Source organism: Paenibacillus sp. P5_B5, from assembly GCF_056400365.1.
Genome location: NZ_JBFULK010000026.1, coordinates 21,534 through 35,302, shown reverse-complemented (window position 1 = coordinate 35,302; position 13,769 = coordinate 21,534). Strand labels below are relative to the sequence as shown.

Below are 13,769 nucleotides of genomic sequence, written 5' to 3'. Positions count from 1 at the left end.
ACCTCTTCCTTGCTTAAATCCGCAATAATAACATGTACTTTGCGACCCATTGCTTTAATTTCAGCTTCAGCCTCTGCCGAATTGTTCGTGTGAGTGACGATACAAATATCCGCACCCGCTTCTGCCAACCCTTTGGCCATACCGAAACCTAGTCCAATCGCGCCACCAGTTACAAGAGCGGTTTTACCTGTTAAATCGAACAAATGTTGCATTTATTATTTCCTCCTTAAGAATGTAGTAGTATAAGTGCACAAAATTATTTAAGCTTTTTCATCGGAACAGCATCCATATCGTTGAAAGTCTGATTCTCACCAGCCATGCCCCAAATAAATGTATAGTTACTTGTTCCCACGCCACTATGAATAGACCAGCTTGGAGAAATAATGGCTTGTTCATTGCGAACAACAAGATGACGTGTTTCTTCTGGATCACCCATTAGGTGGAATACAACCCCATCTTCCGGCATTTCAAAATACAAGTAAACTTCCATACGACGGTCATGTGTATGACAAGGCATTGTGTTCCACATGTTGCCCGGCTCAAGCATCGTTAAGCCCATAACGAGCTGACAGCTTTGAATACCGTCTGGATGAATGAATTTATTAATCGTACGTTCATTAGAATTCGTAATGGATCCTAAATGAGCAGGAGTCGCTTCACTGATTGCTGCTCTAACTGTAGGATAGGTGCGATGTGCTGGTGTTGAATTCAAATAGAATCTAGCTGGTTGCTCAGCGTCCTCACTTTGGAACAACACTTCTTTAACACCTTTACCGATATATAGACAATCCTTATTCTCCATCGTATATGTTTCACCATCCACAAGGATGGAACCACGAGCCCCTATATTAATAATTCCAATCTCACGACGTTCCAAGAAGTAATCTGCGCCCATTTCTTTAGCATCAGCCTCAAGTTTAATAGGCTTATTTGTTGGGACTACACCACCAGAAATAATACGATCAAAATGGCTGTATGTCATATTCAACTCGTTTGTAACGAACAAATTAGTAATAAGAAATTGCTCTCTTAACTTCTCCGTATCAAAAGCCTTCACAGCGTCAGGATGAGATGCATAACGAATATCCATGATTAAGTACCTCCAGCGATTAACAATTTCATATTGGGTAAATCCGTAGAATACCCCGAATATGATTATCTTTACTATATAACTTTAAGAAATGAGATTCAGGGTATAAATTCGTGCATTTCCAAACTAATTTGACTTATAGGGGTTCAATTACTAGAATATCATGACGCCAATAACACCTGATCCTAGAATAACGAATAGTGGGTGTACACGCGTACGGAGCAATACAAATAAACCTACAATGAATAAGGCTAGTAGAATAATCGATTCTGCGCTGAACTCTCCAATAATTCCATTACTCCGTGCAAACCGAATAGCTCCAAAGAAAATAAGTCCTGTAATTACAGCCCTTAAACCATACAATGCTGATTTAACCCAAATATTATCATTTATCTTATAAAAACACGTAGCTACTATAATAACGATAAGTAATGACGGAATAACCATACCCGCTGCAGAAACAATCGCTCCCAGTAAACCCGCCGTATTATATCCAACAAAAATAGCACTATTCGTACCAATAGGTCCTGGTGACATTCCTGCCACAGCAATCACATTCGTAAAATCTTGAATGCTCATCCAGCCATGCCGAGTAACCTCTTGTTCAATGACAGGAATCATCGCATAGCCTCCGCCAAATGAAACGAATCCTATCTTGAGGAATGTATAAAATAGCTGAAATAATAACATGACTGTCATCCCTCTTCTTTCTCAAGCAACACTTTATATCCAAATATTCGCTTTAATTGATTCACACTAATCCCTACAAAAGCTCCACACACAATAAGTAGAATCGGATTCATATGAAATATTAACAGAAGAAATGTTGTCCCAATTGCAATGGCAAGCGTACTTTTGTCAAACACGCCTGTACGTCCAATCTTGATCCCTGCATATGTAATTAAAGCCACAATTGCAGCCCGAATCCCTTTGAATGCTGCTTCAATATATGGATTCCCCTGCACACTTAAGAAAGCTATACATAGTATAAGAACGATCAGAAATGTTGGTAAGAGAATGCCTAACATGGCAACTATGGCACCAGGTATTCCTTTGATTTTGTAGCCGACAAATGTCGATGAATTGATCGCAATTGCACCTGGTATAGATTCTGAAATAGCAAACACATCTGCAATATCAGATTCCTTGACCCACCCCTTCCTTTCTACTACCTCCTTCTCGATTAACGGTATCATTGCATAACCACCGCCAAATGTCATAGGGCCAATCTTGGCAAAGGTAAGAAAGATTTGCAACAAACTACTTTCTTTCTTTTTCGAATCAACTTCCACGATGAGCAGCTCCTTCTAGTATAACTTAGTTGGATATGAATAAATTCTAGCATACTTTATATCATTTTGATATAATCTAATCGTAAATTTATCCATTTAAAACCTGCAACGAGCGGCTATTAAATGGATATTACTCACGAGACTATTATTTTAGACAGCAATGCTTCGCTTTCCTTCCGCTACCACAGATACAGCGCTCATTCCGATTTGGAAGCTTCAGCCCCTGATTCACTAGTATCCTTTGGGCTAACTCTCGCATTCTTGCTTCTCCATATTGATATAACATCTTGTAACTCGCACAGAAATAGTCGATTCCTGGCTCTTCTACTACTCCATTACCCATGCGATTACGCGGGCAGCCCCCATGACAATAATGTAAATATTCACATGTCATACATGGCTTGGCCAAGCTTCCCTTTTGGCTATGGAAGGTATCCCATATCGACTTGTTCATCAATTCGCCCAGAGATTCTTCTCCTGCATTTCCTAGCCGATAGCTGTCATGAATATAGAAATCACATGGATAGGCGTCTCCATTCTGCTCCAATATGAGCATAGATGGGCAAGCTTCTCGGTGAATACATAATTCAGGCTCTTCTCCAATTAACTTCTGCAACCAATTATCAAACATTCGAACGGAAATCTTCGGATTCCCATCAAGGTACCAAGAGTCGAATAGTTCACATAGAAATTGACCGAATTGCTCCGGTGTAATTAAGTAACGTCCCGCAGCATCAATATCCTGTGAGCGAAAATCCATACAGGGTATAAACTGAACATGATCAAACTGATTCTGTTCTAGCCACTCCATTAACACAGCTGCTTCACCAACATTATCTTCATGTATAACCGTCAAAATATTAAATTCAACTTGCTCTTTACGAAGAGCCTCAATCCCTTGCATTACCCTTGCATAGGAGCCCGCTCCAGATCCTGTTTTTCTTCGTTTATCATGAATCCACTGTGGCCCGTCCACACTTACCCCAATAAGAAATGAATATTTTCGAAAAAAAGAAGCCCACTCTGCATGAAGCAATGTTCCATTGGTTTGCAATGCATTACTAATAATCGTGTTGCGAGGGGCATAGTGTGCTTGAAGCTGAACCACTCGCTCAAAGAAGGCTAAGCCAGCTAATAACGGTTCTCCCCCTTGCCAGGCAAACGAAACAGATCCCTTCGAGGTTTCCATCATTTCTTTAATTACTTTATTTAATAATTCATCTTCTATCCGGCGGATTGTAGCATTTGGCTTACCCTGACACGAACTGTAATAACAATAATCACAAGCTAAGTTACAATCTTCTGACACCGTCTTCCACATGATTCCAGCTGGAGCTCTATTCACATGAAGTTGATTAGTATTCATCCTACATCCACTCCTCTCATTCCATAACGATCATACTAATAATCATATAATTTTCTGAAAAAGAAGGACTAGGAATATAATCACACCTATAGCACCAATCAGAATGACAAAAATCAAATTTGTGCTGGTACTGAAAAGCTTGAGTTATAGAAAAGGAGAGGGCTGTGTTACTTGCTCTCTCCTTCTGCTCATATCTTCTACTAATTGCCCTAGTGATGAATTTGACATTAATGATTCAGGTGACTGTGCTTACGTGAATAAATAAAGTAGATAATCGTACCAATACTAATCCATATTACAAATGAAATCCAAGTAATTAAGGGCAAACTAAATGCAAGGAAAAGACAAAGTAACGCACTAATGGCTGGTAGCACTGGCACGAACGGGACACGGAATGAAGCCTTTAATTCAGGGAATTTCTTGCGCAAGACGATGATTGCGATAGATATTAAAGTAAACGCAGCTAAAGTACCCATGTTCACTAAATGTGCAAGTGTTGTTAGATCAATAAAACCTGCAATGCCTGCGGCAACAAACCCGGTTAACCACGTGTTAACGAATGGAGTTTGGGTCTTTGCATTTACTTTAGAGAATTTTTTTGGTAATAATCCATCACGACTCATTGCGTAGGATAAACGAACTTGCGCATAGATTAATGCTAGGATTACGGTTGTAATGCCACATACCGCCCCAATTGAAATGATACCCGCTATAGAGCTTTGCCCTACAGATTCTAATGCTAATGAAACAGGTGCACCAACATTTAACTTGGTATACGAAATCATCCCTGTTAATACCCCAGATACGGTTATATATAAAATAGTACAAATGAGCAAGGACGCTATAATCCCAATCGGCATCGATTTTTTGGGATTCTTTACTTCTTCCGATGCCGTAGCGATAACATCGAACCCGATATAGGCAAAGAATACCGTAGCTGCACCTGTTATAATCCCTTCAAATCCAAAGGGTACAAAAGGCACCCAGTTATCAGGTTTTACATACCAAATCCCCACAATAATAAATAGTAAGATAACAGCTAATTTTACAAAAACCATCATATTGTTAAACTTAATACTTTCCTTTACACCTTTACTAACGAGTGCTGTGATTAACAATATGATCAGAACTGCTGGTAAATCAATGACTCCTCCTTTTCCTACACTAGGAGCGGAGGAGATAATGGCGGGAATTTGTATATCAAAGCCCATGAGCAATGATTGAAAATATGCAGACCAACCCGTAGCAACGGCAGAAATAGCCAGTACATATTCAAGCATGAGATCCCATCCAATAAGGAAAGCAAACAATTCACCTAATGTTGCATACGTGTATGTGTACACACTTCCTGAGACAGGTACGGCTGAAGAAAATTCTGCATAACAGAATGCAGCGAGCGCACAGGCAATACCTGCTATAACAAATGATAACATAATCGCTGGGCCTGAAGATTCTGCCGCAACGACACCTGTAACAACAAAAATCCCAGTCCCGATCACACAGCCTACTCCAAGAAAGATTAAATCCATCAAAGACATCGTTCGTGCTAATTCTTTTTTATCACTTTGAGCAAGCATAAGGCTCAGTGACTTTTTTCGAAAAAGCTTATTCAATTTTATTCCTCCCTATGCTCGGGCACGCAAAAGATAAAGATAGTATTTCAACAATTGAAAAATTTATTTGTTTGCGTGCCACTTCTATGCTGCCATTTTTCTAAATAATGTAACATAAGAAGAAATATGTATTTGTGAACTTTGTCACATATGAAGAACAACAAAGATTCATTTTGAAATTATAGTGGATACTACATAGAGACATGCTCCAATTGCCCAATAATTCCAGCCAATTGTTTGGTTAGATAAGGCGAAACGTCGCCAGTTCCGGCTATAGCTTCTAGCAGCGCAAAGGTGCTTCCGCCCCACGGGCCTTGTGGATCGAATACTTGCCTTCCGATACGCAAGCCTGCTGGATCGATAAAGCTGCTTAGTCGCTCAATTCCTTCATTAAGTAGGTCAGTCGGCAGTGGTTTATTCCTGCGTCTGGACCATTCTGCCAAGAAAGACATACCTCGCAATATATCATATTCAAAAAACCTCGGAAAACAAGGCTTCAGCCATTCCATATCGATGATGTGCCCATTTTGTTTGGAACATATAAGACGATGTTCAATCAAATAACGTGCGCCTTGGTCCAAGAAATCGGCTTCCTGCGCAGTGAATTCTCGGTTCGTATACCACAGAATAGCCTCAAGCGGAGGTAGAGTTGAAACGATAGAGCTTTTATTAGAATGCGTATAAGCTTCCGGATCGCAGTTTAGTCCGCCATCAGACAGCTGATGCTTTAAGAACCATTCGCGAATCCAAGGCAGCTCCTTATCCAAATCACAGCCATAGGCCATCAAAATCATATAGTAGACGGCAAGCTCACAGTGGCAGCAATCCATCTTCATTTTATCGGTTTCACTTGTTGGCCCGTCGCCCGCAGATATGACGAAGACGGGCCAGGTGTGAGCCTCGAGCAAATATTTTGCTCTGGCAATAGCAGACTCAGGAATTTGTTTCACTTCCCCCATTTCATAAAGAGCAGCCATATGCCACCAGACCCCATCCCATTTTCTACGGGAGTCCTCGATGCGATCCATAGATAAACCCGGATTAGATTCTAGATATCGAATAGATCCTTCGATTGCATTACGAATATTTTGATTTGTTTCCATCTTAATATCCCCCTAACCTGTATTCAGGACAATCACTTCATGTACAGCTATTCTTAATTTTTGCGGGAGTGCGATTGGCGCACTTTATGTATTTTTATACGATTAAAACACTCCATCTAACATCTACGAATCTAGGAATCATATTAGGAATTGGAAGCCTGGGATCAACGCAAGCAATCGATTTATTAGCAAAAGTAATGCCACTCGGTGCATAAAACCATACCAGAGCCGCTAAATCGAGGGGATTGAATGAAAAAGTTTATGCATTCAATATCCGATACAGCTCATTAAGCTTATTAATTTCATAGGTTGGGATAATATTAGTGTCATTCATTTTCATTCCAGGGTTAAACCAGCATGTATCTATACCAGCTAGCTGCCCGCCTTTAATATCCGCGCTTAAGGAATCTCCGATAATTAACCCTTGGTCTATTGAGAAATTCGGAATTCGTGCAAAAACATAATCAAAATATTCTTTCATCGGCTTCTGATAACCGGCATCCTCTGATACAAATACATTCTTAAATAGCGGATGTAATCCTGAAATACGTAAGCGGCTATCTTGAGTCATGGAAACCCCATTCGTCACAATATATAAGTCATATTGATTTTGCAGGTCTGTGATCAGCTCTAACGCTCCATCAATAAGCTGACCTCCTTGTTCCAAATAGCTGCGATAGTTATGGTCCATTAATGGCCCGTCAACCTCTTGACCGTATTCTGTAAAAAAAGCCGAGAACCGCGTATTCAGTACTTCAACACGATCTAATTTTCCTTCTTCAAACGACTTCCATAGACCATGATTGATCCTTTGATAATTTGCCTTAATTTCGGGGGTGAAGGGGAGATTATGTTCTTCCAAAATTAATCGTAACGCTAAATCTTCAGCTGCACCAAAATCCAATAAGGTATCATCAACATCAAATAATAAAGTCCGATATTTCTTCAACATGCTCTCTCCCGTTTCTGCTTTTATTATCAAGTATACACTCTCTGCTTCCTACGTTCACGTTCACCGCCTAATTTAAAAATTAAAATACCACAGATGATGACAAGCACACCTAACAATTTGTTCAAAGTAAAAGGAATTTGCTCGAGGCCTAACCAACCAAATGAATCCCACAATAAGGCAAACCCAAGCTGTGCTGTCAAAGCGATCGAGATGGCTAACGTAGGACCAAGTAGTCTGATCCCATGCATTATACACATGACCACACCTATTCCGATCAAACCGCTGAACCAATACCAGGTCTGCATATTTTGCAAGGCAAATAATTGTTTCCCTTCAAATATTAAACCCATCGTTAATGATGCCAGGAATCCAAGTCCTAATACTAATGTAGTGGTTGACCAAGATCCTGCGCGTTCATTGACCCTGCTGTTGAAAATATTTTGCAAGCTGATTAACAAACCTGCAATCAGTGCCATTAATAATCCTATAATCATAGCTTAGCTCTCCTACTTCTCTTCGTAATTATTATGACTTGCCAGCTGACTTAATTTATCCCTGTCTTTTACGCGAATGAACCCTCTTGTACGCTCAATCAACCCTTCTTCACAGAGCCGATGGATAACCCGATTCAAGTGTCTATAGCTGGTTCCAATAAAATTCGCCGTATCCTTCAGACTGACTGAGCTAAGCTGCTCTGTAATGAGAGAATCCGATTGTTCACCATAGACAGACAATAAGTAACTGGCCAAGCGCACTTCAACCGGATGCATAAGATTGAAGCTCAGAGAGTTGGATTTTACGTAAAACTTTTGCGTTATGATCTTCAGTAAAAAATACAACAGCGGCGCGTAATCTTTACCGTATTTATCAAGCCATCGATGATGAACACCGATCATCCATACAGGCGATACTGCCTCAACCGTATTGAGATTAGGATTACCTTGCATATACTCAATATCCCCAATCACCTCAAGCGGTGCCTTAAAAGAAATAATAAGTGCCTTACCTTCCGCCGAGGTCGTAAAGACTTTAATCGTACCCTTAACAAGTACATACAAATACTGTGCAGCATCTCCTTGAGAACAGATGACCTCTCCTTGCTCAAAATGATACAGTGACAAATGCGGGATTAATTGTTCACTAAATATGGATTCAATCTGATGCATGTGCAAATAGGATTGCAATTGCTCTCGATCTATAATTTCCTTCATTACTCGTTACTCCTCCTAGCCATTTACCGATCACATTTACAATTATTCACACAATCCTTATTTTAGGATCCATACACCAGCAATCATCATCGCAATACCGATAAACTGTGGCAGCCCCATCTTCTGCTTGACTACACCGAACCATCCCTTACTATCAATAATAAAAGTTAAGAGAAGCTGCGCAATAAGTATAACAGACATCGTAAGAGTAACACCGATTTGATGAATTGCCTCCACATTGCTGAAAACAATAACCGCCCCTAAGGCACCACCTGTCAAATACAAGGGCTTCACTTGCCTAAACTTATAACCTTGGCCATCACGTACAAACATCAAGATAATGAGTGCTGTTATAAATCCAGTAAACTGCGTAACAGTCGCTGCTTGCCAAGTACCGATATCTTGACTAATCCGAGAATTAGCTACTCCCTGCAGGGTAATTAAAGCTCCACCCAAGAACGCCAATATGCTCCCTTTCATATTTCCTCTCCTCCATTTAGGACTTTGCTATTATTAAAAAGCATATCCAGAATTCTGAAAAGGACATATGTCCTCAGCATTTGTGGAATACCTACCCCCATAGTGAACTTTCACCATGAATGTACAAAGTAAACCTACAGTGGATTCCATTTGAAGGCTTGCTTTGTTCATAAATTTTTATAATAATGTAATTATTCGATTTTTTAGGAGGGTTATTTTGAATAATCTAATTACTTGGATACCGACATTATTTTTATTAATTACTATTGTAGGTATTATTGGAGTTGTAATTTTTGCTGTGAAGAAAACGAAAAAAAAATCATAATGCTAGATTAATTTTAGTAATGAAAAATATATTAAAGTTAGAAAATTAAGACATGAATAATATTAACACTATTGGCTCTAACTTGTTTTTGTTTCCATTACCGAGATAATAATTAGTGTCCTCAAGGGCAGGGAAATGATCGGGGATTGGGCTTAGGATCGAGTCAATAATCGAGGAAAGGCTTGAGAAGGGCTTTAATAGGCAGAGAAAAAGACTGGAGATTGGTTTGGGCGAATCGCCGACCAGCTTCCAGTCTTTGGTGAGTTGAGTACAGTTATTTGAGTAAAGGACAGTTATTTAGGTTGGTGGACAGGAACTATTATTTATTTCATCATCCTCTGTCTCGAAGCCTCGAACAACAGCACTGTTGCTGCCATAGCCACATTGAGAGATTCAGCCCCGCCTTGCATCGGAATGATAATCGGCTTGGTTACAAGCTCAGCAACATCCGCTGACATGCCTTGCCCCTCATTACCAAGTATAAGCCATGTTGGCCGGTTGAAATCCACGTCGTAGCAGCTTGCTGTCGCTTGCAAAGAGGTTCCAATAATCTGAGTTCCGTGCTCTGCCGCTTTAGGCAGCCATTCAAGTAAATCGCCGCTTATGATTGGCAAATGAAACAGCGATCCCATTGTTGAACGAATCGTCTTAGGATTATATAAATCAACAGTACCCTTGCCAAGGATAACCCCACTTGCGCCAACTGCATCGCTGCTACGTATAATCGTCCCTAAATTTCCGGGATCCTGAACGCCATCAACTACAACCACAAGTGCTTGATGGGCGGTCAATAACTCAGTAACAGTAAGCTCAGGCTTGTCCAGTACAGCGAAGATTCCTTGGGGAGTATCCGTATCGGTACATTTCTCCAGTACCTGACGACTAACCCCAATCCATTCCACATGATCTTTCGTTTCACGATATAACTGATTAGGTATCCCTTTATCCAAATCGTAGACAATCGTCCGAACAGGAGCATTCGCCTTGACTGCTTCTTCTACAAGATGCGTTCCTTCAACCGTATATTGTCCTTGCTTTTCTCTGCCTTTACGCTCGAGGAGCTGAACCCACAACTTCACGCGGGGATTCTGGACAGATAATATTTCATTCAATAGCATATTTCCCTTACCTTAGCCTTCCGTTACTCAGAGAAAGTAACTTCGAATTTTTGCAAATCCTCATTTTTGCCAAGCACAACCAGAATATCTCCCGCTTTCAACGGTGAATCAACTGCTGGTGGTATGATAAGCTCTTCACCCTTCTTTTGGGCAATGACATTACAATTAAATTGAACACGAAAATCAAGCTGGCGCAAACTTTTACCAATCATGCTGCCAGATACCTTCGACTCAATAATACTATAGTCATTTGAGAACTCAATATAATCGATGATATTAGAAGAAATAAGATGATGTGCAACCCGTTGCCCCATATCTCGTTCTGGATAGATTACCTTGTCAGCACCAATTCTCTTCAACACTTTACCGTGTAAATCATTAGATGCTTTCACAACAAGATTAGCAACACCCATTTCTTTCAATATTAATGTTGTCAGAATAGAGGACTGAATATCGACACCGATTGCTACAACTACAACATCAAAATTTCGAATTCCAATCGCACGCAATGCTTCTTCATCTGTAGACTCTGCCTGCAAGGCATGTGTCACATAATTTGAAACCTCTTGCGTCTTCGCTTCACTACGATCTATTGCAAGAACTTCAAATCCGGCCTTAAATAAGCTTTTGGCTACACTAGATCCAAACCGACCCATCCCAATTATGGCAAATTGTTTTTTCTTCACGTCAAGATCTCCTTACACCATTTGCCTGTTATTATATCATAAACCTTCTGAGCAAGCATGTTTAGTGGGCACTTGAAGCATATTAAAAAGAATCAATTTCATAATATATTTAGCTGCTTCAATCGGGACTATATATAGATCAAAACGCTTTAATTTGTCTATGTATAGTTTCAATTTCGTTATTTTGATCAGTTATGAAATTGATTCAAGCGAATGTACATCAACAAAGGAGTGAGTGAATCCCCAATGAATTTAAATCTCAGACAAGCTGTATTGGACAAGGTTAAGGACTCTAATGAGCAAGAGCTCGAGGAGGTTATCCAAGGATCCATTGATGGAGAAGAAGTTGTTCTGCCCGGAATGGGGGTACTCTTCGAAATTATTTGGAAACACAGCAGTTCTGAAGAGAAGCAGCAACTTCTTTCAATTCTGCACAAGCATTTGCAAGCTCAGAAAGCATAATCCATCACCGATGGTACTTTGTGTATTTATATACTCTTTCAAAAACACGTTTATCCTTTAACTTGCGAAAAATATACGGATCAGGACTTGTATTCACTTCCAATATCCAAGGCTTTAGCTGCTGATCAATCGCTATATCAAGTCCTAAATCCTTGACACCGCGGTAGCGATGGCGCATGGCCCCTGCAACTTGTAAGCTTTGAGTCCTCAGATTCGTAATGAAAGCATTCTGTTCCTGTTCTGTCATATAGTGACTCAGTAGCATCCGAATAGCTCTTAATTTACCGCCGCTATGCACATTCGTCACAATTTTGCCAGCGTCAGCAACCCTCCCGATCATTCCGGTCACTCTCCATTTACGGGAGGGGCCTTGCTGTACCATGACACGTATATCAAAATCATTTTCGTTAAATGTTAACATGTGAATACCTTGTTGCACTAAATATTTTTTGCCTTTCATTCTACTTTTCAAATCATCGTACATCTCATTAAAATCCATAAACTGCTCAATTCGCATACCAAGCTGATACTTATAGGGAGATTCTACATTCAGCTCATCCCATTCAACACGAGCTACACCTTTCCCGTGCATACCATATACAGGCTTAACATACACCATTTTATATGTTTCGAGCATATATCGAAGTGTGTGCCTGTTTATTTTATAGGTAACTGGTACATATTCTCTTAAATGAGGATGACGAAGGATGGCTTTGGTTTTACGCCATTTATTATTTATTAATCTTTCCACATCAATTACACCGCCTCATCGATCCTTTAGAAATGCGGAATAAATCTCTTCTAACCGATTAGCTGCACGCTTCCAAGTGAATCGACTCATGACATCTTGATGTGCAGAGGATCTAAGACTCTTAGCATAATCAGGGTTACGTGCAATTTTATAAATATATTTAGAAAAATGGCTTGGTCTTTGAAATTGATGTACAAGTAATCCATTATCACCGTGTCTAATGATTTCCTTAATTCCTCCAATATCTGATGCAATGACAGGAACTCCGGATGCCATCGCCTCTACATTAACAAGACCGAATGCCTCATGCTTTTGCGAAGGGCATACGAAGCAATCTCCAAGCCAGTACGTCTTCGGCAATTGAAGATGAGGAACATAACCCATATATAGAATTGGTACACGCAAATGGCCAGCATAACGCTTCATATAACGAATATATCGCTTATTTGGTGAACCTCCAGCAATAATAAGACGTACATTAGGGATTTCTGATTTTAACCTGTGTACAGCTTGAACGAGCACCTTTATACCTTTACGCGGAATAAAACGCCCCACGAATAACACATTAAATGTATGCTGTAATTTATATTTACGTTTATATAATTGTTTTTCTTGGTCTGTTGGTACACGAAATGTCTTCGTATCAACTCCGAGAATGGTCTTTCGAATAGAAGGAGCGCATTCAGGAAATTTATATTCAAGCACTCTTTGTAGAGATTCACTATTAGCAATAATAAGATCAATTTTGTTCAAGCATGCCTTAGCTAAACTGTCGGTTATATGCGGTGGCGTTACAAAAGTAAGTGAATGAAGAAACAATGAAACAGGAATGCTCGGCATCATAGATTTAATTCGCGCTGCATATTGAGGACGATTATCGACTTGAATGAGATCATAATTCCCTTCTCGTATTACTTTGAGAACAGAATCGATGTATGAATGACGATACGGCAGACGAATAATAGTCAACTTCCCCCGCTTGGTTATGGATTCCAGTTTGGGGTGACTGCGAGAGATGATGGTCACCTCATGCCGCTTTACTAATTCTTCAGCGAGTGCGCTAATACAGATTTCTACCGATCCCGCTATAATAGGTGGTACAGGTATTTGCTCAGGAGCAACTATACAAATATGCAAGGCGTGGCACATCCTTAAGAAGGTAATTTGCTTAACCACTTGCTTCTCTCTTGCGACATAATATTGTATGACATATACATAGTTTTGGTATAGGCGCGGTACATTCTCATCACAAATTGCATAGTTTAAGTCAAAAGGGGCTAATATCTCAGTCAATAATGACTGAAGCATTAGCCCCTTGTA

16 protein-coding genes are annotated in these 13,769 nt (G+C 40.0%); 1 reads left to right on the top strand and 15 read right to left on the bottom strand.

The features are described from left to right. The 13 genes from AC1DOK_RS23290 to AC1DOK_RS23230 all read right to left on the bottom strand — a co-directional run. On the bottom strand, positions 1–212 hold a 212-nt coding region (locus tag AC1DOK_RS23290), incomplete at its 3' end, for an SDR family NAD(P)-dependent oxidoreductase (RefSeq protein WP_477553084.1). 44 nt (positions 213–256) lie between these two features. After that, entirely contained in the window at positions 257–1,090 is an 834-nt protein-coding gene (kduI, locus tag AC1DOK_RS23285; protein ID WP_477556676.1) for a 5-dehydro-4-deoxy-D-glucuronate isomerase, read from the bottom strand. A 153-nt stretch (positions 1,091–1,243) separates the two neighbouring features. Beyond that, positions 1,244–1,780, bottom strand: coding sequence for a chromate transporter (locus tag AC1DOK_RS23280; protein WP_477556675.1), 537 nt, complete (start codon positions 1,778–1,780; stop codon positions 1,244–1,246). A 5-nt stretch (positions 1,781–1,785) separates the two neighbouring features. After that, the gene (locus AC1DOK_RS23275; protein ID WP_477556674.1) at positions 1,786–2,382 is read right to left on the bottom strand and encodes a chromate transporter; all 597 of its coding nucleotides are present in this window, start codon (positions 2,380–2,382) and stop codon (positions 1,786–1,788) included. 145 nt (positions 2,383–2,527) lie between these two features. After that, complete coding sequence (locus AC1DOK_RS23270; protein ID WP_477556673.1) at positions 2,528–3,748, bottom strand: anaerobic sulfatase maturase; 1,221 nt, start codon at positions 3,746–3,748, stop codon at positions 2,528–2,530. Positions 3,749–3,975: 227 nt separating this feature from the next. After that, entirely contained in the window at positions 3,976–5,361 is a 1,386-nt protein-coding gene (locus AC1DOK_RS23265) for an amino acid permease (protein ID WP_477556672.1), read from the bottom strand. A 191-nt stretch (positions 5,362–5,552) separates the two neighbouring features. After that, positions 5,553–6,464, bottom strand: coding sequence for a prenyltransferase/squalene oxidase repeat-containing protein (locus AC1DOK_RS23260; protein WP_477556671.1), 912 nt, complete (start codon positions 6,462–6,464; stop codon positions 5,553–5,555). Positions 6,465–6,723: 259 nt separating this feature from the next. After that, positions 6,724–7,413: a YjjG family noncanonical pyrimidine nucleotidase gene (locus AC1DOK_RS23255; RefSeq protein ID WP_477556670.1), complete on the bottom strand. Its 690-nt coding sequence runs from the start codon at positions 7,411–7,413 to the stop codon at positions 6,724–6,726. A 29-nt stretch (positions 7,414–7,442) separates the two neighbouring features. Then, entirely contained in the window at positions 7,443–7,910 is a 468-nt protein-coding gene (locus AC1DOK_RS23250; protein ID WP_477556669.1) for a DMT family transporter, read from the bottom strand. Between the two features lie 12 nt (positions 7,911–7,922). Beyond that, complete coding sequence (locus AC1DOK_RS23245; RefSeq protein ID WP_477556668.1) at positions 7,923–8,627, bottom strand: Crp/Fnr family transcriptional regulator; 705 nt, start codon at positions 8,625–8,627, stop codon at positions 7,923–7,925. 57 nt (positions 8,628–8,684) lie between these two features. Beyond that, positions 8,685–9,107 (bottom strand): DMT family transporter, encoded by a 423-nt coding sequence (locus AC1DOK_RS23240; protein WP_477556667.1) that lies wholly within the window; start codon positions 9,105–9,107, stop codon positions 8,685–8,687. A gap of 648 nt (positions 9,108–9,755) precedes the next feature. Beyond that, positions 9,756–10,550 carry a TrmH family RNA methyltransferase gene (locus AC1DOK_RS23235; RefSeq protein WP_477556666.1) on the bottom strand — a complete coding sequence of 265 codons (795 nt, stop codon included), beginning with the start codon at positions 10,548–10,550 and terminating at the stop codon, positions 9,756–9,758. Positions 10,551–10,573: 23 nt separating this feature from the next. After that, the gene (locus AC1DOK_RS23230) at positions 10,574–11,236 is read right to left on the bottom strand and encodes a potassium channel family protein (protein WP_477556665.1); all 663 of its coding nucleotides are present in this window, start codon (positions 11,234–11,236) and stop codon (positions 10,574–10,576) included. A 246-nt stretch (positions 11,237–11,482) separates the two neighbouring features. Here AC1DOK_RS23230 and sspI point away from each other — a divergent pair, with 246 nt between their 5' ends. Further along, complete coding sequence (sspI, locus tag AC1DOK_RS23225; protein ID WP_477556664.1) at positions 11,483–11,698, top strand: small acid-soluble spore protein SspI; 216 nt, start codon at positions 11,483–11,485, stop codon at positions 11,696–11,698. A gap of 4 nt (positions 11,699–11,702) precedes the next feature. Here sspI and AC1DOK_RS23220 read toward each other — a convergent pair whose 3' ends face one another. Then, positions 11,703–12,449 carry a YheC/YheD family protein gene (locus AC1DOK_RS23220; protein ID WP_477556663.1) on the bottom strand — a complete coding sequence of 249 codons (747 nt, stop codon included), beginning with the start codon at positions 12,447–12,449 and terminating at the stop codon, positions 11,703–11,705. Positions 12,450–12,464: 15 nt separating this feature from the next. Then, the gene (locus tag AC1DOK_RS23215) at positions 12,465–13,757 is read right to left on the bottom strand and encodes a glycosyltransferase family 4 protein (protein ID WP_477556662.1); all 1,293 of its coding nucleotides are present in this window, start codon (positions 13,755–13,757) and stop codon (positions 12,465–12,467) included. Between the last annotated feature and the right edge of the window lie 12 nt (positions 13,758–13,769).